At 51.3% G+C, this 24,521-nt stretch carries 38 protein-coding genes; 32 read left to right on the top strand and 6 right to left on the bottom strand.

Going from position 1 to position 24,521, the window contains the following annotated elements; all coding sequences use genetic code 11:
• Positions 1-11: 11 nt before the first annotated feature.
• Positions 12-2,117 (top strand): elongation factor G, encoded by a 2,106-nt coding sequence (gene fusA, locus ACJJIE_RS19550; protein WP_444892717.1) that lies wholly within the window; start codon positions 12-14, stop codon positions 2,115-2,117.
• A gap of 76 nt (positions 2,118-2,193) precedes the next feature.
• The gene (gene tuf, locus ACJJIE_RS19555) at positions 2,194-3,387 is read left to right on the top strand and encodes an elongation factor Tu (protein ID WP_108731642.1); all 1,194 of its coding nucleotides are present in this window, start codon (positions 2,194-2,196) and stop codon (positions 3,385-3,387) included.
• Positions 3,388-3,580: 193 nt separating this feature from the next.
• On the opposite strand, the gene ACJJIE_RS19560 is transcribed toward tuf, so the two are convergent.
• Complete coding sequence (locus ACJJIE_RS19560) at positions 3,581-4,057, bottom strand: aminoacyl-tRNA deacylase (protein ID WP_282934399.1); 477 nt, start codon at positions 4,055-4,057, stop codon at positions 3,581-3,583.
• 174 nt (positions 4,058-4,231) lie between these two features.
• Here ACJJIE_RS19560 and rpsJ point away from each other — a divergent pair, with 174 nt between their 5' ends.
• The 30 genes from rpsJ (at position 4,232) to ACJJIE_RS19710 (ending at position 19,443) form a co-directional block, all read left to right on the top strand.
• Positions 4,232-4,543, top strand: a complete 312-nt coding sequence (rpsJ, locus tag ACJJIE_RS19565) for a 30S ribosomal protein S10 (RefSeq protein WP_010133849.1) — start codon at positions 4,232-4,234, stop codon at positions 4,541-4,543.
• Positions 4,544-4,653: 110 nt separating this feature from the next.
• A complete protein-coding gene (rplC, locus tag ACJJIE_RS19570) occupies positions 4,654-5,289 on the top strand; it encodes a 50S ribosomal protein L3 (protein ID WP_108731654.1) in 636 nt (211 codons plus the stop codon).
• An 18-nt stretch (positions 5,290-5,307) separates the two neighbouring features.
• Entirely contained in the window at positions 5,308-5,922 is a 615-nt protein-coding gene (gene rplD, locus ACJJIE_RS19575; protein WP_020411385.1) for a 50S ribosomal protein L4, read from the top strand.
• Positions 5,919-6,215, top strand: a complete 297-nt coding sequence (gene rplW, locus ACJJIE_RS19580) for a 50S ribosomal protein L23 (RefSeq protein WP_282934398.1) — start codon at positions 5,919-5,921, stop codon at positions 6,213-6,215. Before rplD ends, rplW begins: the two co-directional genes overlap by 4 nt.
• A 14-nt stretch (positions 6,216-6,229) precedes the next feature.
• A complete protein-coding gene (gene rplB / locus ACJJIE_RS19585; protein WP_108731657.1) occupies positions 6,230-7,054 on the top strand; it encodes a 50S ribosomal protein L2 in 825 nt (274 codons plus the stop codon).
• 37 nt (positions 7,055-7,091) lie between these two features.
• Positions 7,092-7,370, top strand: coding sequence for a 30S ribosomal protein S19 (rpsS, locus tag ACJJIE_RS19590; RefSeq protein WP_069946924.1), 279 nt, complete (start codon positions 7,092-7,094; stop codon positions 7,368-7,370).
• A gap of 15 nt (positions 7,371-7,385) precedes the next feature.
• The gene (gene rplV / locus ACJJIE_RS19595) at positions 7,386-7,718 is read left to right on the top strand and encodes a 50S ribosomal protein L22 (protein ID WP_282934397.1); all 333 of its coding nucleotides are present in this window, start codon (positions 7,386-7,388) and stop codon (positions 7,716-7,718) included.
• 19 nt (positions 7,719-7,737) lie between these two features.
• The gene (rpsC, locus tag ACJJIE_RS19600; protein WP_282934396.1) at positions 7,738-8,418 is read left to right on the top strand and encodes a 30S ribosomal protein S3; all 681 of its coding nucleotides are present in this window, start codon (positions 7,738-7,740) and stop codon (positions 8,416-8,418) included.
• Positions 8,419-8,429: 11 nt separating this feature from the next.
• Entirely contained in the window at positions 8,430-8,843 is a 414-nt protein-coding gene (rplP, locus tag ACJJIE_RS19605; protein WP_282934395.1) for a 50S ribosomal protein L16, read from the top strand.
• The gene (rpmC, locus tag ACJJIE_RS19610; protein ID WP_020411392.1) at positions 8,843-9,034 is read left to right on the top strand and encodes a 50S ribosomal protein L29; all 192 of its coding nucleotides are present in this window, start codon (positions 8,843-8,845) and stop codon (positions 9,032-9,034) included. The genes rplP and rpmC overlap by 1 nt, the downstream gene beginning before the upstream one ends.
• Before the next feature lie 2 nt (positions 9,035-9,036).
• Positions 9,037-9,300 carry a 30S ribosomal protein S17 gene (gene rpsQ / locus ACJJIE_RS19615; RefSeq protein ID WP_108731660.1) on the top strand — a complete coding sequence of 88 codons (264 nt, stop codon included), beginning with the start codon at positions 9,037-9,039 and terminating at the stop codon, positions 9,298-9,300.
• Positions 9,301-9,346: 46 nt separating this feature from the next.
• Entirely contained in the window at positions 9,347-9,715 is a 369-nt protein-coding gene (gene rplN, locus ACJJIE_RS19620) for a 50S ribosomal protein L14 (protein ID WP_067151032.1), read from the top strand.
• A gap of 20 nt (positions 9,716-9,735) precedes the next feature.
• Positions 9,736-10,047 (top strand): 50S ribosomal protein L24, encoded by a 312-nt coding sequence (gene rplX, locus ACJJIE_RS19625; RefSeq protein WP_108731661.1) that lies wholly within the window; start codon positions 9,736-9,738, stop codon positions 10,045-10,047.
• Between the two features lie 31 nt (positions 10,048-10,078).
• Complete coding sequence (gene rplE / locus ACJJIE_RS19630; RefSeq protein ID WP_020411396.1) at positions 10,079-10,618, top strand: 50S ribosomal protein L5; 540 nt, start codon at positions 10,079-10,081, stop codon at positions 10,616-10,618.
• Between the two features lie 9 nt (positions 10,619-10,627).
• The gene (gene rpsN, locus ACJJIE_RS19635; RefSeq protein WP_020411397.1) at positions 10,628-10,933 is read left to right on the top strand and encodes a 30S ribosomal protein S14; all 306 of its coding nucleotides are present in this window, start codon (positions 10,628-10,630) and stop codon (positions 10,931-10,933) included.
• 40 nt (positions 10,934-10,973) lie between these two features.
• Positions 10,974-11,366: a 30S ribosomal protein S8 gene (rpsH, locus tag ACJJIE_RS19640; RefSeq protein ID WP_282934394.1), complete on the top strand. Its 393-nt coding sequence runs from the start codon at positions 10,974-10,976 to the stop codon at positions 11,364-11,366.
• Between the two features lie 12 nt (positions 11,367-11,378).
• Positions 11,379-11,912 (top strand): 50S ribosomal protein L6, encoded by a 534-nt coding sequence (gene rplF / locus ACJJIE_RS19645; protein ID WP_282934393.1) that lies wholly within the window; start codon positions 11,379-11,381, stop codon positions 11,910-11,912.
• A 13-nt stretch (positions 11,913-11,925) separates the two neighbouring features.
• On the top strand, positions 11,926-12,276 hold the full coding sequence (gene rplR, locus ACJJIE_RS19650; protein ID WP_282934392.1) for a 50S ribosomal protein L18: 351 nt from the start codon (positions 11,926-11,928) through the stop codon (positions 12,274-12,276).
• A gap of 10 nt (positions 12,277-12,286) precedes the next feature.
• On the top strand, positions 12,287-12,793 hold the full coding sequence (gene rpsE / locus ACJJIE_RS19655) for a 30S ribosomal protein S5 (protein ID WP_282934391.1): 507 nt from the start codon (positions 12,287-12,289) through the stop codon (positions 12,791-12,793).
• Positions 12,794-12,831: 38 nt separating this feature from the next.
• Positions 12,832-13,017, top strand: a complete 186-nt coding sequence (gene rpmD / locus ACJJIE_RS19660) for a 50S ribosomal protein L30 (RefSeq protein ID WP_020411402.1) — start codon at positions 12,832-12,834, stop codon at positions 13,015-13,017.
• 1 nt (position 13,018) lies between these two features.
• Positions 13,019-13,453, top strand: coding sequence for a 50S ribosomal protein L15 (rplO, locus tag ACJJIE_RS19665; RefSeq protein WP_282934390.1), 435 nt, complete (start codon positions 13,019-13,021; stop codon positions 13,451-13,453).
• Positions 13,454-13,464: 11 nt separating this feature from the next.
• Positions 13,465-14,811, top strand: a complete 1,347-nt coding sequence (secY, locus tag ACJJIE_RS19670; RefSeq protein ID WP_282934389.1) for a preprotein translocase subunit SecY — start codon at positions 13,465-13,467, stop codon at positions 14,809-14,811.
• Between the two features lie 41 nt (positions 14,812-14,852).
• Entirely contained in the window at positions 14,853-14,969 is a 117-nt protein-coding gene (gene rpmJ, locus ACJJIE_RS19675; protein ID WP_010133825.1) for a 50S ribosomal protein L36, read from the top strand.
• 344 nt (positions 14,970-15,313) lie between these two features.
• Positions 15,314-15,670: a 30S ribosomal protein S13 gene (gene rpsM / locus ACJJIE_RS19680; protein ID WP_282934388.1), complete on the top strand. Its 357-nt coding sequence runs from the start codon at positions 15,314-15,316 to the stop codon at positions 15,668-15,670.
• A gap of 89 nt (positions 15,671-15,759) precedes the next feature.
• Complete coding sequence (rpsK, locus tag ACJJIE_RS19685) at positions 15,760-16,149, top strand: 30S ribosomal protein S11 (RefSeq protein WP_020411406.1); 390 nt, start codon at positions 15,760-15,762, stop codon at positions 16,147-16,149.
• A gap of 15 nt (positions 16,150-16,164) precedes the next feature.
• Positions 16,165-16,785, top strand: coding sequence for a 30S ribosomal protein S4 (gene rpsD, locus ACJJIE_RS19690; RefSeq protein WP_108731669.1), 621 nt, complete (start codon positions 16,165-16,167; stop codon positions 16,783-16,785).
• Between the two features lie 44 nt (positions 16,786-16,829).
• Positions 16,830-17,834 (top strand): DNA-directed RNA polymerase subunit alpha, encoded by a 1,005-nt coding sequence (locus ACJJIE_RS19695; protein ID WP_282934387.1) that lies wholly within the window; start codon positions 16,830-16,832, stop codon positions 17,832-17,834.
• A 123-nt stretch (positions 17,835-17,957) separates the two neighbouring features.
• Positions 17,958-18,344, top strand: a complete 387-nt coding sequence (gene rplQ, locus ACJJIE_RS19700) for a 50S ribosomal protein L17 (protein WP_108731671.1) — start codon at positions 17,958-17,960, stop codon at positions 18,342-18,344.
• Between the two features lie 72 nt (positions 18,345-18,416).
• Positions 18,417-18,674, top strand: a complete 258-nt coding sequence (locus ACJJIE_RS19705; protein ID WP_413664284.1) for a YeaC family protein — start codon at positions 18,417-18,419, stop codon at positions 18,672-18,674.
• 133 nt (positions 18,675-18,807) lie between these two features.
• Positions 18,808-19,443, top strand: coding sequence for a hypothetical protein (locus tag ACJJIE_RS19710; protein WP_444892718.1), 636 nt, complete (start codon positions 18,808-18,810; stop codon positions 19,441-19,443).
• A 56-nt stretch (positions 19,444-19,499) separates the two neighbouring features.
• On the opposite strand, the gene ACJJIE_RS19715 is transcribed toward ACJJIE_RS19710, so the two are convergent.
• The 5 genes from ACJJIE_RS19715 to ACJJIE_RS19735 all read right to left on the bottom strand — a co-directional run bounded on the left by ACJJIE_RS19715 (position 19,500) and on the right by ACJJIE_RS19735 (position 24,444).
• Positions 19,500-20,954, bottom strand: coding sequence for a pectin acetylesterase-family hydrolase (locus ACJJIE_RS19715; RefSeq protein WP_413664286.1), 1,455 nt, complete (start codon positions 20,952-20,954; stop codon positions 19,500-19,502).
• 360 nt (positions 20,955-21,314) lie between these two features.
• Positions 21,315-22,292, bottom strand: coding sequence for a 5-oxoprolinase subunit C family protein (locus tag ACJJIE_RS19720; RefSeq protein ID WP_444892719.1), 978 nt, complete (start codon positions 22,290-22,292; stop codon positions 21,315-21,317).
• A 12-nt stretch (positions 22,293-22,304) separates the two neighbouring features.
• On the bottom strand, positions 22,305-23,033 hold the full coding sequence (gene pxpB / locus ACJJIE_RS19725) for a 5-oxoprolinase subunit PxpB (RefSeq protein WP_282934382.1): 729 nt from the start codon (positions 23,031-23,033) through the stop codon (positions 22,305-22,307).
• A complete protein-coding gene (pxpA, locus tag ACJJIE_RS19730) occupies positions 23,030-23,779 on the bottom strand; it encodes a 5-oxoprolinase subunit PxpA (RefSeq protein ID WP_444892720.1) in 750 nt (249 codons plus the stop codon). The genes pxpB and pxpA overlap by 4 nt, the downstream gene beginning before the upstream one ends.
• A 65-nt stretch (positions 23,780-23,844) precedes the next feature.
• Positions 23,845-24,444, bottom strand: a complete 600-nt coding sequence (locus tag ACJJIE_RS19735; protein ID WP_444892721.1) for a hypothetical protein — start codon at positions 24,442-24,444, stop codon at positions 23,845-23,847.
• Positions 24,445-24,521 lie beyond the last annotated feature (77 nt).

Genomic DNA, 24,521 nt, shown 5'->3' on the forward strand with positions numbered 1-24,521 from the left:
AGGATACAACTGTGGCACGTAAAACGCCCATCGCACGTTACCGTAACATCGGTATCTGTGCCCACGTAGACGCCGGTAAAACCACTACTACCGAGCGCGTACTTTTCTACACTGGTCTATCCCACAAAATTGGTGAAGTACACGAAGGTGCTGCCACCATGGACTGGATGGAGCAGGAGCAGGAGCGTGGTATCACCATTACTTCTGCTGCAACTACCTGTTTCTGGTCTGGCATGCAGCAGCAGTTCGACCAGCACCGCGTAAACATCATCGATACCCCAGGACACGTTGACTTCACTATTGAAGTTGAGCGCTCCCTGCGCGTACTCGACGGTGCTGTTGTTGTACTGTGTGGCTCCTCTGGTGTTCAGCCTCAGACTGAAACCGTATGGCGCCAGGCGAACAAATACGAAGTACCGCGCATGGTATTCGTAAACAAAATGGACCGCGCCGGTGCGAACTACCGCAACGTTGTGAGCCAGCTGAAAGACCGCTTGAACGCGAATGCTGTACCTCTGCAGATGACCATCGGCTCTGAGGACGAGTTCAAGGGTGTTGTTGACCTGGTGAAGATGAAGGCCATTCTGTGGAATGAAGCCGACCAGGGCATGACTTTCGACTACGCTGACATCCCCGCTGAGCTGCAGGACGAGTGCGACGAAATGCGCGAGTACCTGGTAGAAGCGGCCGCTGAAGCCAGCGAAGAGTTGATGGAAAAATACCTGGAAGAAGGTGAGCTGTCCGAAGAGGAAATCAAGGCAGCTATCCGTCAGCGTACCCTGGCCAACGAAATTGTACCGGTTCTGGGCGGTTCTGCGTTCAAGAACAAGGGTGTACAGGCTGTACTGGACGCAGTTATCGAATACCTGCCGGCGCCGACTGAAGTTAAGGCGATCGAAGGTACTCTGGAAGATGGCGAAACTGTTGAGAGCCGCGAAGCTGACGACAACGCGCCGTTCGCTGCACTGGCGTTCAAAATTGCTACCGATCCCTTCGTTGGTACCCTGACTTTCTTCCGTGTTTACTCCGGTAAGCTGGAGAGCGGTACTGCGGTATACAACTCCGTAAAAATGAAGAAAGAGCGTGTCGGTCGTATGGTGCAGATGCACTCCAACGATCGTCAGGAAATTAAAGAAGTACTGGCTGGTGACATCGCTGCTGCGATTGGTCTGAAAGACGTAACCACTGGTGACACCCTGTGTGCCGAAGACAACAAGATTGTTCTGGAGCGTATGGAGTTCCCCGAGCCGGTAATTTCTGTTGCGGTTGAGCCCAAGTCCAAGCCGGACCAGGAAAAAATGGGTATTGCCCTCGGCAAGCTGGCCCAGGAAGATCCGTCCTTCCGCGTGAAGACTGACGAGGAAACCGGTCAGACCATTATCTCTGGTATGGGTGAATTGCACCTGGATATCATCGTTGACCGCATGAAGCGTGAGTTCAACGTTGAAGCGAACATCGGTAAGCCTCAGGTTGCCTACCGTGAAACTATCCGCAACACCTCTGAGATCGAAGGCAAGTTCGTTCGTCAGTCCGGTGGTCGCGGTCAGTACGGTCACGTATGGGTGAAGTTTGAGCCCGCCGAAGACGAGTCTCAGGAAGGTCTGGAATTCGTTAACGAAATCGTGGGCGGTGCAGTACCGAAGGAATACATTCCTGCGGTACAGAAAGGTATCGAAGAGCAGATGAAGAACGGTGTTCTGGCTGGCTACCCGCTGCTGGGCCTGAAGGCGACTCTGTACGACGGTTCCTTCCACGATGTGGACTCCAATGAAATGGCGTTTAAGATCGCCGGTTCTATGGCGACCAAGAAGCTGTCCAGTCAGGGCGGTGCGGTACTGCTCGAGCCGATGATGAAGGTGGAAGTGGTAACTCCGGAAGAGAACATGGGTGATGTGGTTGGTGACCTCAACCGTCGCCGTGGCCTCATCCAGGGTATGGAAGACAACCCCTCCGGTAAGGTTGTCAATGCGGAAGTACCTCTGGCAGAAATGTTCGGTTACGCAACCGACCTGCGTTCTGCTACTCAGGGCCGTGCTACCTACACCATGGAATTCCTGAAGTACGCCGAAGCGCCGAAAAATGTTGCCGATGAGATCATCGCCAAGACTAAGGCCTAATTAACTTCTGCTTAAAGGGGGCCGGGCCAACAGCTGGGGTCCCTTTGGCAAACTTTTAGCTAGAGGACATCTAAAGATGGCAAAAGAAAAGTTTGAACGTTCCAAGCCCCACGTGAACGTGGGCACCATCGGTCACGTTGACCACGGTAAAACCACCCTGACCGCTGCTCTGACCCGCGTATGTGCGGAAGTTTGGGGCGGTGACGCTGTTGCTTTCGACGGTATCGACAATGCACCGGAAGAGCGTGAGCGCGGTATCACCATCGCTACTTCTCACGTTGAGTACGAGTCCCCGACTCGCCACTACGCTCACGTAGATTGCCCGGGACACGCCGACTACGTTAAGAACATGATCACCGGTGCTGCTCAGATGGACGGCGCTATCCTGGTATGTTCCGCAGCTGACGGCCCCATGCCGCAGACTCGTGAGCACATCCTGCTTTCCCGTCAGGTAGGTGTACCTTACATCGTTGTATTCCTGAACAAGGCGGACATGGTAGACGACGAAGAGCTGCTCGAGCTGGTAGAAATGGAAGTTCGCGAACTTCTGGATCAGTACGAGTTCCCAGGTGACGACACTCCGATCATCGTTGGTTCTGCTCTGATGGCCCTGAACGGCGAAGACGACAACGAAATGGGTACTACCGCTGTTAAGAAGCTGGTAGAGACTCTGGACGAGTACATCCCTGAGCCAGAGCGCGCTGTAGATCAGCCGTTCCTGATGCCGATCGAAGACGTATTCTCTATCTCTGGCCGTGGTACTGTTGTAACTGGTCGTGTAGAGCGCGGTGTGATCAACACTGGCGACGAGATCGAAATCGTTGGTATCAAAGAAACCACCACTACTACCTGTACTGGTGTTGAAATGTTCCGCAAGCTGCTCGACGAAGGTCGTGCTGGTGAGAACATCGGCGCACTGCTGCGCGGCACTAAGCGTGACGAAGTAGAGCGTGGTCAGGTACTGGCTAAGCCGGGCTCCATCACTCCGCACACCAAGTTCGAAGCGGAAGTGTATGTACTGTCCAAGGACGAAGGTGGTCGTCACACCCCGTTCTTCAAAGGCTACCGTCCTCAGTTCTACTTCCGTACTACCGACGTAACTGGTGCGGTAGAGCTGCCGGAAGGTACTGAAATGGTAATGCCGGGCGACAACATTCAAATGGTTGTTACCCTGATCGCTCCGATCGCCATGGAAGACGGCCTGCGCTTCGCTATCCGCGAAGGTGGCCGTACCGTAGGTGCGGGCGTTGTTGCCAAGATCATCGAGTAATAGTTACTCCTGATCTATATAAAAAGCCGCAGCGGACGCGCTGCGGCTTTTTTTATGCCCGATGAGAATTGCCTGCTTGCACCAGCTGGTGTTGTTTGGTGCTGCGAGCATCACCCCTCTCTGTTAGGGGCTCAATATTGAATCCTTTCCGGCATATCTGCGGCCGCTAATATTTGCTTTTAATCTAGCGAGCTTATGGCCAATCCCGGCTTAAATCACAGCTTCTGCTGCCCGCAAACAGCTTGGTGAATTGAGGGCCGCTCATCTCGACCAGCTCTTCGTGGTCACCGGCCTCAAAGTAAATGGTTTCACGGTGTCCAAGACTGGTGTCTAGCAAGGTGGTAATTCCGTAAGCCTGGCCTAGGGCGGGCAGGGCGCCCAGTTCACAGTCTGGGAATATGGCGCCGAGCTCGGTTTCCGAGACCATTTGCAGTGAGTTTCGCCCGGTCTCATTGTGAAGAGAGCGCATGTCGAGGCTGCTGCTGGCTGGGATCACAGCCATTACGTAACCCTCTATATCCTGAAGCAAAATCGCTTTTGCCACCTGATCCTCACGCACGTGGGCTGCGCGGGCGCTTTCCCGGCTGGTGCGGGTGTGTGGATGCTGAATCAGATGGTAATCGACCGATTGGTCATTTAAATATTGACTCAGTGTTGCGGCGATAGTCATTGTGGATACCTCGTTCCGCTTGGGGTACTCAATTGTAGTTTCAGCAGATTGAAATTTGATCAGCCTGTACAGTTGACAGCCTGCTGCGCTCCCCGTAGAATTCGCGCTCCTTTTCGCCCGCCCTCGGGGCTGCGTAAGAGGACGTTCTTTAGTTAATAATTGGAGTTTGATTCCATGCAGGGTCAACGTATCCGTATTCGCCTGAAGGCCTTCGATCACAAGCTGATCGATGCGTCCACTCAGGAGATCGTAGAGACGGCTAAGCGCACTGGCGCACAAGTTCGCGGTCCTATCCCGCTGCCGACTCGCAAAGAGAAGTACACCGTACTGATTTCCCCGCACGTTAATAAAGACGCTCGCGATCAGTATGAGATCCGTACTCACAAGCGTTTGCTGGACATCGTTGAGCCTACCGAGAAAACCGTCGACGCGCTGATGAAGCTCGATCTGGCGGCCGGTGTTGAGGTCCAAATTAGTCTCGGCTAACACTTTTACTAACTACCGAATCCCGGGCGAAAACGGTCCGGGTAGTGTAACGCTCTGAAATTGGGCGGCCGCAGTGGGTTAAAGCCCCGTGCACTGAGAGGTTAAAAAAGATGACTATAGGTATTGTCGGCCGCAAGAGCGGCATGACTCGCATCTTCACTGAAGATGGCGTATCCATTCCGGTAACCGTTGTTGAGGTTGCTCCGAATCGCGTCACCCAAGTGAAAACTCAGGAAACTGACGGTTACAGCGCTGTTCAAGTAGCAGTAGGCAGCCGCAAAGCTTCCCGTGTCTCCAAGCCCGCAGCGGGCCACTTCGCCAAAGCCAATGTAGAGGCTGGCACAAATCTTTTCGAACTGCGCACTGACGGTTCCGAAGAGACTTTCGAAATCGGTTCTGAAATTACTGTTTCCAGCTTCGAAGCTGGCCAGATGATCGACGTAACCGGCACTTCCAAAGGTAAAGGCTTCCAGGGCGGCGTTAAGCGTTGGAATTTCCGCACCCAGGACGCAACCCACGGTAACTCCCTGTCTCACCGCGCACCCGGTTCTATCGGTCAATGTCAGACTCCTGGCCGCGTATGGAAAGGCAAGAAGATGGCCGGACATATGGGTGCTGAGCGCGTAACCGTGCAAAACCTGGAAGTGGTTCGTGTCGATGCCGAACGCAACCTGCTGTTGGTTAAAGGCGCTGTACCCGGTGCACCCGGTGGCAACGTTATCGTTCGTCCGGCAGTTAAAGCCTAAGTCTGAGGGGAAATAGATATGGAACTGAATATCGCTACTCCCGAAGGCGCTAAAGGCACAGTAGCTGTCTCTGAAGTGACTTTCGGACGTGAGTTCAACCAAGATCTGGTACACCAGGCAGTTGTGGCCTACATGGCCGGCGCTCGCCAGGGTACCAAGGCGCAGAAAAATCGTTCCGATGTTTCTGGTGGTGGTAAGAAGCCATGGCGCCAAAAAGGTACTGGCCGCGCACGTGCCGGTACTATCCGCAGCCCGCTGTGGCGTTCCGGTGGCGTAACTTTCGCTGCTGATCCACGCGATCACAGCGTTAAGCTGAACAAAAAAATGTACCGCGCTGCACTGCGTTGCATTCTGTCTGAGCTGGCTCGTCAGGAGCGCCTGGTAGTGGTTGAGTCCTTTGATGTGGACGCACCCAAGACCAAGCAGCTGGTAAGCAAACTGGCTCAGTTTGACCTGTCCGATGCGCTGATCGTGACTGAAGAGGTTAGCGAAAACCTCTACCTGGCCGCACGCAACTTGCACAAGATCGACGTCCGCGATGTACAGGCGATCGATCCAGTAAGCCTGATTCGCTTTGATAAGGTCGTGGTTACCGTTTCTGCGCTCAAGAAAATTGAAGAGGTGCTGGGATGAACCAAGAGCGACTCTACAAAGTACTGCTGGGCCCGGTAATTTCCGAAAAAGCTGCTGGACTGGCCGATAGTGCCAACCAGGTAGTTTTCAAGGTTACCACCGACGCCGAAAAAGCTGAGATCAAGGCTGCGGTTGAGAAGCTGTTTAACGTTTCCGTTGAGCAGGTTCGCACCGTGAACGTAAAGGGCAAAACCAAGCGCACTCGCAATGGCATGGGCCAGCGCAGCGATTGGAAAAAAGCCTACGTTCGCCTGGCTGAGGGCAGCGACATCAATTTTGAAGCTGCTGAGTAAAGGGGACCGTTACAATGGCAATTGTAAAAACAAAACCGACCTCCGCCGGCCGTCGTCACCTGGTTAAGGTTGTTAACACCGACCTGCACAAGGGTGCTCCTTACGCTCCTCTGTTGGAGAGCAAGAGCAAAAGTGGTGGCCGTAACAACAATGGTCGTATCACTACCCGTCACATCGGTGGTGGCCACAAGCAGCACTACCGTGTAATCGACTTCAAGCGCAACAAAGACGGTATTCCGGCTAAAGTTGAGCGTCTGGAGTACGATCCCAACCGCAGCGCACACATCGCTCTGGTGTGTTACGCCGACGGTGAGCGTCGTTACATTATCGCACCGAAAGGCCTGAAAGCAGGTGCCACCATTCAGTCCGGCGATGCCGCACCGATTGTTGTGGGTAACACTCTGCCTCTGCGCAACGTTCCGGTAGGTTCTGTAATCCACGCGATCGAGCTGAAGCCAGGCAAAGGCGCTCAGCTGGCCCGTTCTGCTGGTGCCTCTGTGCAGCTGGTAGCTCGTGAAGGTCAGTATGCGACCATTCGTCTGCGTTCCGGCGAAATGCGCAAGGTTCTCGCTGAGTGCCGCGCAACCCTGGGTGAAGTGAGCAACTCCGAGCACAGCCTGCGCAAGCTGGGTAAAGCTGGTGCTGCACGCTGGCGTGGTGTTCGTCCTACCGTTCGCGGTGTGGCGATGAACCCGGTAGATCACCCGCACGGTGGTGGTGAAGGCCGTACCTCTGGTGGTCGTCATCCGGTTACTCCGTGGGGCGTTCCGACCAAGGGTAAGAAAACGCGCAAGAACAAGCGCACCGATAAGATGATAGTACGTCGTCGCGGCAAGTAAGCCGCGCGATGTCTGAGCAGCTAGAGAGGAATCGACAGTGCCACGCTCATTAAAGAAAGGTCCCTTTATTGATCTGCATTTGATCAAGAAGGTGGAGGCAGCGATTGCAGCAAACGATCGTCGGCCGATTAAAACCTGGTCCCGCCGTTCCATGATTATGCCGGAAATGGTTGGACTGACGATTGCCGTGCACAACGGTCGTCAACACGTGCCCGTTTTGGTTAACGAAGAAATGGTTGGCCATAAACTGGGCGAGTTCGCTGCTACCCGCACTTACCGCGGTCATGCTGCGGACAAGAAAGCGAAGAAGCGCTAAGCCGAGGTTATAAAGATGGAAGTAGCAGCAAAATTACGCGGCGCACGTCTATCGGCGCAAAAGGCGCGACTGGTAGCTGATCAGGTTCGCGGCAAAGGCGTTGAAGAGGCCCTGGATATACTGGCTTTCAGTACTAAAAAGGGTGCGGCGATCATTAAGAAAGTACTGGAGTCGGCCATTGCCAACGCTGAGCACAACGAAGGTGCTGACGTTGACGAGCTGAAGGTTTCCACAATTTTTGTGGACGAAGGTATGACCATGAAGCGCATTAAGCCGCGTGCTAAAGGTCGTGCTGATCGCATTCTTAAGCGTACTTGTCACATCACTGTGAAAGTGGCCGAGAAATAAGAGAGCAGGCGAGAAAACCATGGGACAAAAAGTACATCCTACCGGCATTCGTCTGGGTATCGTTAAAAAGCATACCTCTGTTTGGTATGCCGGCAGCGACGAGTACGCAGACAAGCTGTACACGGATCTGAAAGTTCGCGAATACATTCGCAAAAAACTGGCCCACGCTTCTGTGAGCCGTATCGAGATCGAACGTCCGGCAAACACTGCACGTGTGAAGATTCACACTGCACGTCCGGGCATCGTGATCGGTAAAAAAGGTGAAGACGTAGAACGTCTGCGCAAAGAAGTAAGCGCGCAGATGGGCGTACCTGTGCACATCGACATCGAAGAAGTGCGCAAGCCTGATATGGACGCGGCTCTGGTTGGCCAGAACGTTGCCCAGCAGCTGGAACGCCGTGTTATGTTCCGTCGCGCTATGAAGCGTGCCGTACAGAACGCTATGCGTCAGGGTGCCGAAGGTATCAAGATTCAAGTAAGTGGCCGTCTTGGCGGTGCAGAAATCGCGCGTACCGAATGGTATCGCGAAGGCCGTGTGCCCCTGCACACCCTGCGCGCCAACATCGACTACGCCAATGTTGAAGCGAAGACTACTTACGGCATCATCGGTATCAAGGTGTGGATCTTTAAAGGCGAGGTAATCGGTGACGAAGTGCCCGATGAGAAGCCGGTAAAGAGCCGCAAAAAAGCTGCTAAATAAGGGGTACGCAAATGCTGCAACCAAAGCGTACAAAATTCCGCAAGGTACAGAAGGGTCGCAACCGCGGTCTTGCTCAGCGCGGCTCTAAAGTGAGCTTTGGCGAGTTTGGCCTTAAGGCTACCGGTCGTGGTCGCATTACTGCGCGCCAGATCGAAGCGGCTCGTCGCGCAATGACTCGTCACATTAAACGTGGCGGTAAAATCTGGATTCGTGTGTTTCCAGACAAGCCAATTACCAATAAGCCCCTCGAAGTTCGAATGGGTAAAGGTAAAGGTGGCGTTGAATACTGGGTAGCTCAGATCCAGCCGGGCAAGGTCCTCTATGAGATGGAGGGTGTGTCCGAGGAGCTGGCTCGTGAGGCTTTCGCACTAGCTGCGGCCAAGCTGCCTGTAAAAACAACTTTCGTTAAGCGTTCGGTGATGTAATGAAGACTGCAGATCTACGCGAAAAGTCAGTTGAAGAGCTGAACCAGGAACTGCTGAACCAGCTCGAAGCTCAATTTAAGCTTCGTATGCAAAAATCCACCGGTCAACTGGCTCAGACTCATCTGCTGAAGCAGACTCGTCGCGACATTGCTCGCATAAAGACTGTGTTGACCGAGAAGGCAGGTAATTAATCATGGCTGAAGCAAAACTGAAGCGTACTCTGACCGGCAAGGTTGTGAGTGACAAGATGGATAAAACCATCACCGTTTTGATCGAGCGCCGTGTTAAGCACCCGATCTACGGCAAAATTGTAAACAAGTCCACAAAGCTCAAGGCACATGATGAGAACAATGATTGCAGCATCGGTGATGTTGTAACCATTGAGGAATCTCGTCCTCTGTCCAAGAGCAAATCTTGGGCTTTGCAGAAAATTGTAGAGCGTGCGGCGAAGGTATAACCCCTAGCGCATTGACTGCCGAATTGAAAGGTTTCGGAGAGAGACAATGATTCAAGCGGAATCCTACTTAGAAGTAGCTGACAACAGTGGGGCTCGCCGCGTCATGTGCATCAAGGTGCTGGGCGGCTCCCATCGTCGTTATGCCGGCGTGGGCGACATTATCAAGGTAACCGTTAAGGAAGCCATCCCCCGCGGTAAAGTGAAGAAAGGTCAGGTAATGAACGCCGTTGTGGTTCGCACCAAAAAAGGTGTGCGTCGCGCGGACGGTTCCCTGATTAAATTTGACGATAACGCAGCGGTGCTGCTGAACCAGCAACTGGCGCCGGTTGGCACCCGTATTTTTGGTCCGGTAACTCGCGAATTGCGCGGTGAGAAGTTCATGAAGATCATCTCCCTCGCTCCCGAAGTTATCTAGGCCTCGAGCGGAGAAGAGTTATGCGCAAGATCAAGCGTGACGACGAAGTGATCGTTATCGCCGGTCGTGACAAGGGCAAACGTGGTTCAGTACGTAAAGTACTGAACGACGGCCGTCTGATTGTCTCCGGCATACAGATGATCAAAAAGCACCAAAAGCCAAACCCACAGATGGGTATTGCAGGTGGCATCGTTGAGAAAGAAGCTGCTATCCAAGCTTCCAACGTAGCCATCTTCAACCCTAACACCCAGAAGGCTGACCGGGTGGGCTTTAAAGTACTGGAAGACGGCACTAAGATTCGCGTCTTCAAATCCAGCGGCGAAGCCATCTAAGGCTCTTGACGCAAAAGCAGGTTGGTAGATCATGGCAAAGCTTAAAGAGCTCTACACTAAGGACCTCGTGGCCAAGCTAAAAGAAGAGCTTGGTCTCGAGAATGTGATGGCAGTGCCGCGCATCACCAAGATCACCATCAACATGGGTGTTGGTGAAGCGATTGGTGATAAGAAGGTGCTGGAGCACGCTGTCAACGATATGACAGCAATTACTGGTCAAAAGCCCATCGTTACTAAAGCGCGCAAGTCTATTGCGGGCTTTAAGATTCGTGACGGTTGGCCGATCGGCTGCAAGGTAACTCTGCGCGGTGAGCGCATGTATGAGTTCCTGGAGCGTTTGGTTGACATCGCGATTCCGCGTATCCGCGACTTCCGTGGCATTAGCCCGAAGCAGTTCGACGGCCGCGGTAACTTCTCTATGGGCGTGACTGAGCAAATCATCTTCCCGGAAATTGACTACGACAAAGTAGACAAGCTCCGCGGTCTGGATATTTGTATTACCACTACAGCTGCAAACGACGATCAAGGTCGTGCGCTGCTGAAAGCGTTCAACTTCCCTTTCAAGGGTTAAGAGGATTCCATGGCGAAGAAATCCATGATTGCGCGCGAAAACAAGCGCGCTCGAACCGCAGCTAAGTACGCCGAGAAGCGTCAAGAGCTGAAGGCGATCATCGCCAGTTCCACTGCTTCCGAAGAGGAGCAGTGGGAGGCTCAACTCAAGCTGCAGAAAATGCCGCGCGATGCAAGCCCGGTACGTCAGCAACGCCGCTGTCGTATTACTGGTCGCCCCCACGCTGTATACCGCAAGTTCGGCCTGTGCCGTAACAAGCTTCGTGAAGCTGCGATGCGTGGTGATGTTCCTGGCCTCGTGAAGTCCAGCTGGTAATTACCAGCTGGTTTAAGGCAGATTTGAGGAGTCTCATAAGATGAGTATGCAAGATCCGTTGGCAGATATGCTGACTCGCATCCGCAACGCCCTGGCGCGCGGAAAGGCGGAAGTCACCCTGCCATCATCCAAACTGAAAGTAGCAGTGGCCAAAGTCCTGAAAGACGAAGGTTACGTTACTGATTTAAACGTAAGCGAAGGCGCTAAGCCGGAACTGACCATTGCTCTGAAATACTTCCAGGGCAAGCCGGTTATTGCCGAGCTCAATCGCGTTTCCCGTCCGGGCCTGCGCGCTTACACTGGTAAAAAAGCTCTGCCTACCGTACGTGGTGGCCTGGGTGTCGCGATCGTTTCCACCTCTAATGGTGTGATGACTGACCGCGCTGCACGTCAGGCTGGTATCGGTGGCGAAGTGCTTTGCACCGTATTCTAAGCGGGGGTTGCAATGTCTCGAGTAGCAAATAGTCCGGTAGTTATCCCCGCAGGTGTAACCGTAGACCTGAAAGGTCAAAATATCGCTGTTAAAGGCGGTAGCGGTAACCTGGATATGGTTATTCACGGTGATGTAGAAGTGAGCGAGGCTGAAAGCCAGCTGACTTTTGCCGCGCGCAATAACTCCAAGCAGGCCAGAGCCTTGGCGGGTACCACCCGTGCTTTGGTCAATAACATGGTGATAGGCGTAAGCAAGGGCTTCGAGAAGAAGCTGCAGTTGCTGGGTGTTGGTTATCGTGCGAAAGCAGCCGGTAAAGCGGTTAACCTGACCCTGGGCTTCTCCCATCCGATCGATTATCAGTTGCCGGAAGGTGTGACTGCGGAAACTCCATCCCAGACTGAAATCGTACTGAAGAGCAGCAATAAACAGCTGCTGGGCCAAGTGGCCGCTGAGATCCGCTCGTTCCGTCCGCCGGAGCCCTACAAAGGTAAGGGTGTCCGTTATGCCGACGAGCGCGTGTATCGCAAAGAGGCCAAGAAGAAGTAAGTAGGGCATAGATATGAACGTTAAGAAAGCATCTCGCTTGCGTCGTGCACGTCGTGCCCGCGCCAAGATCCGTGAGCTGGGCGCCGTTCGCCTCACCGTGAACCGCACCCCGCGCCACATTTACGCACAGATCCTGTCTGCCGAAGGCAGCGCGGTATTGGCTTCCGCCTCTACCCTGGACAAGGACCTGCGCTCTGGTAAAACTGGCAACGCTGACGCTGCTGCCGCAGTTGGCAAACTGATCGCTGAGCGCGCGAAAGCCGCTGGCGTTGAACAAGTTGCCTTCGATCGTAGCGGCTTCAGATACCATGGCCGTGTTAAGGCTCTGGCTGACGCTGCCCGCGAAGCCGGTCTGAAATTCTAAGGGTTGAGTTATGGCTAGAGAGAAAGACAAAAGCAACGACGAAGGCCTGCAGGAGAAGCTGGTCCAGGTCAACCGCGTTGCCAAGACTGTTAAAGGTGGTCGTATCTTCGCCTTTACCGCACTGACCGTAGTTGGTGATGGCAATGGCCGTGTTGGCTTTGGTCGTGGCAAGGCACGTGAAGTGCCTGTAGCGATTCAAAAGGCGATGGAATCTGCACGCCGCAACATGATCCAGGTAGACCTGAATGGTGACACCATCCAGTACGCTACCAATGGTCGCCACGGCGGTTCCAAGATTTACATGCAGCCCGCTTCCCAGGGTACCGGTGTAATTGCCGGCGGTGCTATGCGCTCCGTTCTGGAAATGGCTGGTGTACACAACGTATTGGCTAAGTGTTACGGCTCCACCAACCCGGTGAACGTAGTACGTGCAACTTTCAAAGCTCTGGAGCAAATGCAGAGCCCGGAAGATGTAGCTGCCAAGCGCGGTAAATCTGTCGAAGAGATTCTGGGCTAATTACAGCTCGGATTTAAGGTTATTGGTGGGTTAAGACCATGGCTAAGAAGACCATAAAAGTGACCCAGACCAAAAGCATCAACGGACGCCTGAAAAGTCATCAGGCGTGCGTTGCGGGTCTGGGCCTGCGCCGCATCGGCCACACAGTGGAAGTGGAGGATACTCCCTCCGTGCGCGGTATGATCAACAAAGTAAACTACCTGGTTAAGGTTGAGGGGGAATAACATGCGTTTGAACGACTTGTCTCCAGCACCAGGCCACAAGCACAGCGCCAAGCGCGTTGGTCGCGGTATTGGTAGCGGAATTGGTAAGACCGGTGGCCGCGGCCACAAAGGTCAGAAAGCGCGTTCCGGCGGCAGTGTTCGTCCGGGCTTCGAAGGCGGTCAGATGCCTTTGCAGAAGCGTCTTCCTAAGTACGGTTTCACCGCTCGTGTTTCTCGCTTTACCGCAGAAGTACGTCTGGCTGAGCTGGCGAAGGTAGAAAATGACGTAATCGATTTGGCAGCGCTTAAGAATGCCGATATTATCGGCAGCCATATTAAACGCGCCAAAGTGTTCCTCTCAGGTGAGCTGACCAAAGCTGTTACCGTTAAGGGTCTGGGAGTTACCAAAGGTGCAAAGGCAGCGATTGAAGCTGCTGGCGGTAAAATAGAAGACTAATCGAGGCGCCAATGGCACGACCAGGATCCGGTGGAAATCCCCTGGGCAACAGCAAGGGATTGGGCGAGCTTTGGGCTCGCCTTCGTTTTCTGTTTCTAGCGATTCTTGTTTATCGACTGGGGACACATATTCCGGTGCCCGGCATTGATCCGGAAAAGCTGTCAAACCTGTTTAACCAGAACCAGGGAACCATCCTTGGCCTGTTTAACATGTTTTCAGGCGGCGCCCTGGAAAGGATGAGTATTCTGGCGCTGGGCATCATGCCCTACATCTCCGCGTCCATCATCATGCAGTTGATGAGCGCGGTGACTCCCTCTCTGGAAGCGTTGAAGAAGGAAGGGGAGGCCGGAAGACGTAAGATCAACCAGTACACCCGCTATCTGACGGTAATACTGGCCCTGATTCAGGGGATCGGTATGACTTTCGGCCTGGCAGGGCAGAACCTGGCTTACTCATCTGAGCCCGCGTTTGGTTTTTACTTTGTGGCGGTAACGTCACTGGTGACTGGTGCTGTATTTATGATGTGGCTCGGTGAGCAGATCACTGAGCGCGGTGTTGGCAACGGCATTTCCATGCTGATTTTTGCCGGTATCGTCGCCGGTTTACCCGGTGCCATCGGCCAGGCATTTGAACAGGCGAGACAGGGTGAACTGCACATACTCATGCTGTTGATGATTGGCGTCATCGCTCTTGCTGTAGTGTTCTTTGTGGTTGTTATGGAACGCGGCCAGCGCCGTATTACGATCAACCACGCCAGGCGTCAAGCGGGACGTTACTCTGCAGCTCCAGCTGCACAGGCGAGCCACTTGCCGCTGAAGGTAAACATGGCCGGTGTAATTCCGGTAATCTTTGCCAGCAGTATCCTGTTGTTCCCGGCCACACTGGCACAGTGGTTTGGTCAGGGCGGGGAAGGTCTCGGTGCAGAGATCCTGCAGTGGATGGCGTTGCAGCTTGGGCCAGGGCAACCGCTGAACATTATTCTGTTCGCACTGTTGATTGGTTTCTTCTGTTTCTTCTACACGGCGTTGATGTTCAACCCGAATGAAGTTGCGGATAACCTGAAAAAGTCCGGTGCTTATGTGCCAGGTATTCGCCCTGGAGAGCAGACGGCCCGCTATATCGATAGCGTGCTGACTCGCCTCACTCTGGTGGGTGCTGTATACATCGCACTGGTATCCCTGCTGCCGCAGTTCCTGGTGGTTGGGTTTAACGTTCCCTTCTATCTGGGGGGTACCTCACTGCTGATCGTTGTAGTCGTAGTGATGGACTTTATGGCACAGGTACAATCGCATCTGCTGTCGCACCAGTACGAGGGTTTGATGAAAAAATCTAACCTGCAAAGCTACGGTCGTCGCTAGGGCGTCGCCTGCTCGCAGTTTGATTGAATTGAGGTAAGGTCATGAAAGTACGCGCTTCTGTAAAAAAGATCTGCCGTAACTGCAAAATCGTGCGTCGCAAGGGTGTTCTGCGGGTAATCTGCAGCGCTGAGCCACGTCACAAGCAGCGTCAAGGCTAAGAAGGGGCCAGCCCCTTGCGGAGAGCGCCCTCAGGGCGCCTCTGTAAAAGCTGGAAAAATTCGCTACTCGATACAGCCCCGTATCGAATGGCAACACCCCGGGAAGTTTTTTGGGGTGGGAAGTTAGCAACAGCAAACTTCCAACTGGGGGCGTTGACTGTCGTCTTCATCCGCTTCGGGGGACCGATGCGGACGTTGGCTATTGCAAATTAGTGTCTGAAAAGCTATTCTTGCGCGCCTTTTTGGTGGCGCCGCCGGTTTTTTAGTCGCTGTCAGCGCCGAAATCAAAGTAGAGTCACATACTTAATATAAAGCAGTGACTCCAATACGTGGAGTACGCCTCTATGGCACGTATTGCTGGTGTCAATGTACCAGACCACAAGCACGCCGTAATCTCCCTGACCCACATTTATGGGGTTGGTCGCACTACGGCTAAGTCTATTTTGGCAGCGGTTGGTATCGCTGAATCCACCAAAATCCGCGAACTGTCTGAAGAGCAGATCGAAACCATCCGTGGTGAAGTTGCAAAACTGACCGTGGAAGGCGACCTGCGCCGTGAAATATCCATGAACATCAAGCGTTTGATGGACCTGGGTTGTTATCGCGGTCTGCGTCACCGTCGCAGCTTGCCGCTGCGTGGTCAGCGCACCAAGACCAATGCTCGCACCCGTAAGGGTCCGCGCAAGCCGATTCGCAAGTAAGCCTTAACTAAAAGGCGCGAAATCGCGGTTCAAGATGCCCCGTCCGGCTAATCGCCGAGGGGATTTGATACAGGATTTAGGATACTGGTATGGCTAAGCCAAAAACTACTGTTCGCAAAAAGGTCAAAAAGACCGTTGTCGACGGTATTGCCCACATCCACGCATCGTTCAACAACACGATCGTGACGATCACTGATCGCCAGGGTAATACCCTCAGCTGGGCCACCGCAGGTGGATCTGGCTTCCGTGGCTCGCGTAAGAGCACCCCGTTTGCAGCCCAGGTTGCCGCTGAGCGCGCAGGTACTGCAGCTCAGGAATACGGCCTGAAAAACCTCGACGTAGAAGTTAAGGGCCCTGGCCCCGGTCGCGAATCTGCCGTTCGTGCACTGAACAACTGCGGCTACAAGATCACCAACATCACCGACGTGACGCCTATCCCGCATAACGGATGTCGTCCACCTAAAAAGCGTCGCGTGTAAGAGGGGGCTGACAAAATGGCACGTTATATTGGACCAAAATGTAAACTGTCCCGTCGTGAAGGGACTGACCTGCAGCTGAAGAGTGGTGTTCGTCCGCACGACTCCAAGTGTCGCGCAGAATCCAAACCCGGTCAGCACGGCGCTGGTCGCGGTCGTCTGTCCGACTACGGTATTCAGCTGCGTGAAAAGCAAAAAGTTCGTCGTATCTACGGCGTACTGGAAAAGCAGTTCCGTAACTACTATAAGGAAGCAGCACGTCTGAAGGGCGCTACAGGTGAAAACCTGCTGCAACTTCTCGAGCAGCGTCTGGACAACGTGGTTTACCGCATGGGCTTCGGCTCAACTCGCTCTGAAGCGCGTCAGCTGGTTTCCCACAAAGCGATTCTTGTAAACGGCACTACCGTTAACATCCCTTCTTTCCAGGTTAAAGAAGGCGACGTTATCGCTGTACGTGAGAAAGCCAAGAAGCAGCTGCGTATCCAGAATTCCGTTTCCCTCGCTGCCCAGCGTGGCGATGTCGAGTGGGTAGACGTAAACGCGAGCAAACTGGAAGGCACTTTCAAGCGCACTCCGGATCGTGTCGATCTGCCGGCAGAGATCAACGAAAACCTTATCGTGGAACTGTACTCCAAGTAACAATAAGTCCACTTTAAGGAATGCAACTGTAAACAGGTATGGCTATGCAGACTGCTGTCAACGAGTTTTTGACACCGCGTCGTATTGACGTCACCGAGTACAATCCGAATCACGCCAAAGTGATTTTGGAGCCCCTGGAGCGTGGCTTTGGCCACACTCTTGGCAATGCGCTGCGTCGCATCCTGCTGTCCTCCATGCCGGGCTGCGCCGTCACCGAGGTGGAAATCGAAGGTGTCGAGCACGAGTACAGCGCGATCGAAGGTGTGCAGGAAGATGTAATTGAAATCCTGCTCAACCTGAAAGAAATCGCCGTTGTTATGCACGGTAAGGATCAGGCGGTATTGAGCCTGAGCAAAAAGGGCCCAGGTGCGGTGACTGCCGGAGACATCCAGGTAGATCACGACATCGAGATCGTTAATCCTGAGCACGTGATCGCCAACATTACTGGTGATGTCGAGCTCAACCTGCGTCTCACTGTAGCGCGCGGCCGTGGCTACCAGCCCGCCGATGCTCGTCGTGGCGAGGAAGAGGAAAGCCGTGCAATTGGCCGTCTGCAGCTGGATGCTTCATACAGCCCAGTGCGTCGTGTTTCCTACAGCGTGGAAAGCGCGCGTGTAGAGCAGCGCACTGACCTGGATAAGCTGGTTCTGGATCTGGAGACCAACGGTACCCTGGACCCGGAAGAGGCTATTCGTCGCGCCGCCACTATTCTGCAGCAACAGCTCGCAGTATTTGTGGACCTGGAAGGCGAGAAGGATGCACAGCCGAAGGCTGAAGAGCCTGAAGTTGATCCGGTACTACTGCGCCCGGTAGACGACCTGGAGTTGACTGTACGTTCGGCGAACTGTCTGAAGGCAGAGAACATTTACTACATCGGTGATCTGATTCAGCGCACTGAAGTAGAACTGCTGAAGACGCCGAATCTTGGTAAGAAGTCTCTGACTGAAATCAAGGACGTACTGGCTTCCCGTGGTTTGTCCCTGGGTATGCGCCTGGAAAACTGGCCGCCGGCCAGCCTGAAAGGCGACAGCAAGTTAAGCCCCCTGTAAGCATTTGGTAGTCGCGACGGTGTCGTGATTAGTAGAAAGAACCCGAGCGGTGCTACAGCTTAGCGCGACACCGCTCCAGAACGACCTGCTGTGACAGCAACTTAGGTCGTAAGGAATTGAGTCATGCGTCATCGCTATAGTGGCCGTAAATTCAGCCGCACGAGCGCTCACCGCAAGGCCATGTTCAAGAACATGAGCGCCTCTCTGGTGGAGCACGAACTGATCAAAACCACACTGGCCAAAGCCAAAGAACTGCGCCGCGTTGCCGAGCCGCTGATCACTCTGGCTAAGAAAGACAGTGTTGCTAACCGCCGTCTGGCTTTCGCTCGTATCCGTGATAAGGATGCTGTGCGCAAGCTGTTCGACGAGCTGGGTCCTCGTTACGAAGCCCGTCCTGGTGGTTACATCCGTATCATGAAGTGTGGTTTCCGCGCTGGTGATAAGGCGCCGATGGCATACGTTGAGCTGGTAGACCGTCCTCAAGTAGAAGACGAAGCTGCTGAAGCTTAAGCGTTATTAGCCATAGCGCTACGGAAGGCCGGTCTTTGACCGGCCTTTTTTTTGCCATAAGGAGATTTTTGTATGTCTTTTGAGCAACTGTTAAAGAGTTTAAATCCCGAGATTGTGGGCAGCTTAAAGCGGGCCATTGAACTTGGAAAATGGCCCAATGGTGTTGCGCTATCCCCTGAGCAGCGCAGCCTCTGCGCAGAAGCGGTTTCCAATTGGGAGTCCGCAAACCTTCCGCGGGAGCAACAGGTAGGCTATGTGGCGCCGAAGACCAAGGATGAGCCCTGTGTAGGAAAAAAAGACGATGAGCAAGCTGTTAACTGGGTTGGCTAGCTAATCAGTCTGTAAGATATTGGCACTTTATTCATTGGTGAGGGCGTTATTTTCTTTCATGCTCTCCCAATTCTCTGCTTAGATAGTTACCGACAGACAAATACATAATTTCTAATTTGCTCGGTAACTAATTATGAAAAAGCTGATTTTGCTTGCCGGAGCAGTAACGCTCGCCGTTGTAGGGGTTGATCACTACGATATTGATGTGCGCTCAAGTGTGGCCAAGGTGCGCCAGATGATAGAGCCGCTAAAAGATGATAGTGAGTTAGTAAAGAATATTTCTGACAGCATACCCTGGTCCCAGCTGGAACATGGGGAAGTCGAAGAGTTATTAAATCATCCTCGGGTTCAGGCTTATCTGGACCGTGAGAATGTTAAGCAGGCGCTCAAGGACTACTTTGCAGACCTGGGCAATCTCTCTGGTGAAGAGGCCTGGGATGCAATTGAAAAAATAGAGCGGGAATCGCGTATTACAGGCTATGAAGCGCTTTCAATGAAGTTGGCCTGGCTGGAAAAAAATAGCCTTAACCAGGCAGAGTTCACCCAAAGAGCTGAAGAGCTATTTAATATTTATCGGGATAAAGCGCAAACGGTGATCAGGGATTACGACCCTCATGTCGAGGTTCCGGGCTTTTCCACCTATAAGGATCTTGAGCGCTCGATCGTTGAGGAAGTTCAGCAGATGACGTCCTTTCCCGATGGTATGAGTAGACATGAATACTTACGTAAACGCCTTCAGGACGCCCGTGAGGCGGTATATGGCAGTTAGGCTTTCTATCATTCAGCGCTGCCAGCGAGTTACCGGCAGCGCTGGGGGCATTTTAATTACATAAACAAGCCGATCAGATCATAGAACCAGTTACTATTGTCCTCATAATCTGAAACCTCATCGGTTTCGTATGCCCGAATCATTCCTCCACCGTTATGATTGACGATGTTGTCGAGGAAATCTTTTAATTCAAGCCCGTGCTCGGCAATCTCACCATAGTTTAAATCGATAATGGTTGTGCAGTGGCTCTCGTTCAAGTTGCGGAACATCGGGAAGTAATAGCCCCAGTTACTAGTTTGATCCAGCAGTGGAATCAAATTTTCATGGGTATCTTTCTGCCAGCGCTGTCGCAATTTATTTAAACGGGAGTCTGCATCGGGATCATTATAAATATCCTCATAAAATCTCTCGTAGGAGTACGATGAAAAATTCCCGTCAGCAAGAAAGTGCGTAATACCCAATCGATCTGAGGGGAATTTATTGGAAAGCGCAGCATAAAGTGAGGCTAGCTGATTGGCTTCGAATCCCGGTGTTATGGCTTTTAACATAGTGATGGGGTTTTCCGAGCTTTCATCGCTATCGGCGGTATAGGTAGTCCAAGAGCGCAGCACTTCTTTATGTAGCGGTAATGAGGGATATTGGGTGCTGTCACTCCCGTCTAAAGGTGCCTGATAGAGAGGGCCTGAATCATCGAGGAGATAGCCATAATCGACATTCATATCCTCGCGCAACTTTGAATAATTAAACAGAGCACCAATACTGCCTGCACTACAACCCGCAGCGAGCATCTGCTTCGGTTTTTGCAAATTATTTTTCACCCAGGAAGTAACTGCCTGAACGTTGCGTAATCCATTGTGGTGCCAGATAAGGTCTGGGTTCTCGCCAGTAGTATCCTCGTATATTTCAGTTTTATCGCCTACGTAGATATCCCCTGTGCAATACGGTACATAAACCATATTCCACTCGCCAGTTTTATACTGGTCGTAGGGGTGATGTGTATAAATCAAAGGGGATACGCCAGCGGTAGTAAGATTTTCGAAATTTGTAAAATCTAACAAGTGCACATTGCTTAGGTAATCATCGGGAATGCCATTGGGGTTGCGAGCCCCGCGAATACCAGCTTGTCCTGAGCAGCTTTCATAGTCCCAGCATGCCCCACCACCCTCGAAATAGAAAATGGTGTTACTGGTATCTGGAACACGGTGAACAAAGAACTTATAGGGTGATCCATTCCCACACATGGCACCTGTACTGGTAGGTACATCAATTTTTTGCCAGGTGTTGTAGTCGCCAGGATCAAAATCATCATTAAAACTGGGATCATCCATAGTTAATGGATACATACCCTCAGCTTGCTGTGAGGTGACTGGCGCATCGGCATTGGGTGGATCAAACAAATGCTTTAGGGTAGTCCAGAAGTTGTAATCACCCGGTTCTGCATTTGCATGCGCTGTGATAAGTAGAGAACTCGCTAAGAGTATTGAAATAAAACCGCGGAGAATTTTTATCATTATTAATCCCCTTAAGGTATTGTGTGTTTTCTCTTTGGATTGTGCTTTGTTGATCCTGAAATAATTGTTTGGAGATTTATTTACTCCCTATAGATAATCAACTTGCACGCTAGTCCAAATCGCTGTTTGGGTAAAACCCAATGAGGTTAGTTAATAATGATGTTTTGGTCTAGAAAGATATGAGTGGAAACTTGCCGGTCACAGGGTTTCTGTTATGTTTCTTCTGTTTTTGTCCAAAAATATTCCATTTAAACTTTTAATAAAATTATTTTGTATATTTTGGCGTAATTTTATTTTCTACTTTGTGGTGTTATTTTTGAGTACTAAGTAGTTCTGTATCTGATAGTGTTTAAGCTTGTATTAAAGGGATAGTGCCTCCCTGTGATTAAGATTCAGGCTCTGTTGGAGTTTTTTAATTAGGTCTTGTTTCTTTTTGAAAATTTCGCGCGATTCTTCAATGCTTATTTCTTGAAATGTGATTTTGTTTTTTGGGGCTAGCTGGCCCAGGCGATGAAGTTCCGATTTTATAATATGGCCTATTCGGGGGTACCCGCCAATAGTCTGTCCCTCAATAAAGGAAATAATAGGATTAGCATCGGGTGGTACTTGAATACTGCCGGGATAGAGTCCTGCTGATGATAGTTGTGTCTTTCCATTTGTAATTTTATGAATTGTAGAATTGTTTTTAGTGGATAGACGAATGCCCATACGATTGCTTTGGGTAGAAACCAGATAGGTTGAGCCGTAAAAGTGTTCAATAAATTTCTTGGAAAATAAAGTGCTCTCTGGTCCAGCCACTAGCCGTAGCTTTGAATTATGTGAGTAGTGAAGGTGAAACCTTTTATTTAGTACAGATTCTTTTGCGGTGTGGACTTCTTTAAAGTGGATGACTTCGTTAGATGTGATCGGTTTGCCACTATTTGCGCCAAATTTACTAATAATGTGAGTTGCAGAGCTACCTAAGATATTGGGTGCGTCTATTTTGGCAGAAATCGCAAGGTAGGTTCTTGCACCGGAAATAGCTTGAGCTATATCCAAAATATCACCAGGCTTAACCCTATAGGCTCGGAAATTATCAATTGACTCGTTATTTAAGGAGCCTCTGAATTGGCCTCCGGCTATAGCGATAGTGAGATTGCAGAGGAATTCGATTCTAGGGCCGAGCAGGGTGATCTCAAAGGTTGGGTGCCCTAAGGGGTTTCCTAATAACAGGTTGGCTATTTTCATCGATAGTGGGTCGGCAGCACCTCCCCATGGAATTCCACAGTGCATCATGCCTGGACGACCCAGGTCCTGAATACTTGTCTGTAGCCCTGCTCGAAGAAAGTGAATACCCATAGACCCTCCTTTTTAGGGTGAACTACTTTTAGTACTCTGCGAGAGTATATGAAATTGCTGAGAATCTATTGCATAAAATTCAATTTCATCTAAAGGTGCAGCGATAAATGGGGAGGGTTCCGCAGGTTGAAAAAGACTAAGGGGTGTCTGGCCAATAATTTGCCATCCCCCCGGTGTAGCTTGTGGGTAGATGCCTGTTTGTTCTCCACCTATCCCGACAGCGCCTGCGGGAATTCTGGTTCGGGGAGTTTCTTTTCTAGGGCAATATAGCTTTGGGTCAAGTCCGCCAAGGTATAAGAAGCCTGGAGTAAAGCCCAACATATGCACTAAGTAACGTTGAGCGGTATGTCGTTTGATGATTTCCTGTGACGATAATTTGGTATGTTCTGATAATGCCTCAAGGTCTGGAGAAAAGCCTTCTTCGTAGCATACGGGAATACGCACTATACGTGGTCTACTGGTGAAGGGGGCAGGGTTGTTTAGAAAGTCCTCGGTAGTTTTAGTGAGTAATTGGTATAAGGTTTTGTGATCCCATAGGGAGGGATTGAAAATAACAGTTAAGCACTGGTATGCAGGAATGATATCAATGATACCTGGATGCACTTCATTTAATAGAGCCGCTCTCAAACCGATAATTGTCCGGCTAAGAGCTTTGCATGGTTTGCCGGAAAAGCGGATATCTACTGCACAATCTCCGTTAATGGTAATAGCTAGTGGTATATGGGGGGCAGGGTGTGTCACCGAGCTATACTCACGCCGTTTGCATTGAGGTGTTGATTAAGTTGTCTGGCGATAATGGGCGCTTGGGGATTATCGCCGTGGAGGCAGATGGTATCCACAGAGAATTGTAATTTTTCACCATGATAATCGTTAAATTCTAAGCCCTTTGCCAAGCAGATAGCCTGCTCTAAGCACTGTTCTGTCTCAGCAATAACAGCACCCGCCATTGAGCGTGGAGCTAGTTGGTTATTGCTGAGGTACTGCCTGTCCATAAATCCTTCGCGAATAAATGTTTTATTTTGTTTGGCAGCAGCGAACTGCATGGCAGCGTTGGCTAACCCAATAATTTTCAGTGAAGGATATTCTTTGTCGAGTAGGGTAATAATACTTTTAGCGAGTTCTCTGTTTGACTCTGTATCATTGTAAAGAGCGCCATGTAGTTTAATATGGTCTAAAGTTGCTCCTAGGCTGCGCGCGATATTTTCTAGTTGGTTTACTTGTGCGCAAAGAGAGTCGAGTAATTTATTTTGAGGAATAACTAGAGATTTGCGGCCAAAATTTTCCCTGTCGGGGTAGCTGGGGTGCGCGCCGATTTTTAAACTATTTTTTAGGGCGTTTTCGATTGATCTACCCATGATCTCGGGAGTGCCAGCGTGGCCGCCGCAAGCTATATTGCAGCGGGAAATAAACGGCATGATTTGGGCATCCCTGTCACAGCTGTGTAAGTCAGCACCTTCACCCAGATCGCAGTTGATATCAATGTTCACTGTGGCATCCTGCCTGTTTTAATTTTGAAATGACTTAAGCGCTTAGAACCTGCCTGGCAAGGCAGTTAATTGTCAGGGCACTGGTTTACTTCCATAGAGATTTTTTTTGAATTTGATTCATAGCAATTTCCCAGTGGAGAACAGAAGCAGGCGGAAATAGAAAGGTTCCACCTCTCTTTATCAACTTTTTTCCACAGTTCAGAAGTCGTAGCACCACGACTTAAAGAGTAGAAAGGATACTCCGATTGTGCGGGAATGATAACTTCGTTGATCTCTGATGAGATTTGAAACCCCTCATCAAGGGGAGGGTGATGATTTTTAAGGTTCCTATTATATTTACCCATCATCATTTCATACTCTTTCTGACAGCAGGCTTGTAAAAAAGCATGGGTACTTGAGTAATCTGTATTTTTATATTTGAAGCTAACGGACTTTAGGATGGCAGGTCCGGACCCGGCATTGTGGAAGTTAAAGGTAATTAGGTTCCGATTACTTTCCTCGTCATAGTTCTCATGGCTGAACTGAATAACCGGCATTGTCATTATTTTGACTTGTTGATTGGCAGCTCTGGCTTGCAAGTAGGTGGCGTAGAAGGATGCCAGAGAAATCATAATTGCACTTACCGCGATCACTAAATTTAAGCGGTCGCGATTGAATAACTTCATATCTTGTCGCACCTATCTAATAGTTATTTTCAAGTGAGTTGATAAGAAAGGATGCCGATTGATAGTTCAGCATCCTT

It is taken from the genome of Microbulbifer maximicatervae (SeqCode), from assembly GCF_052467325.1.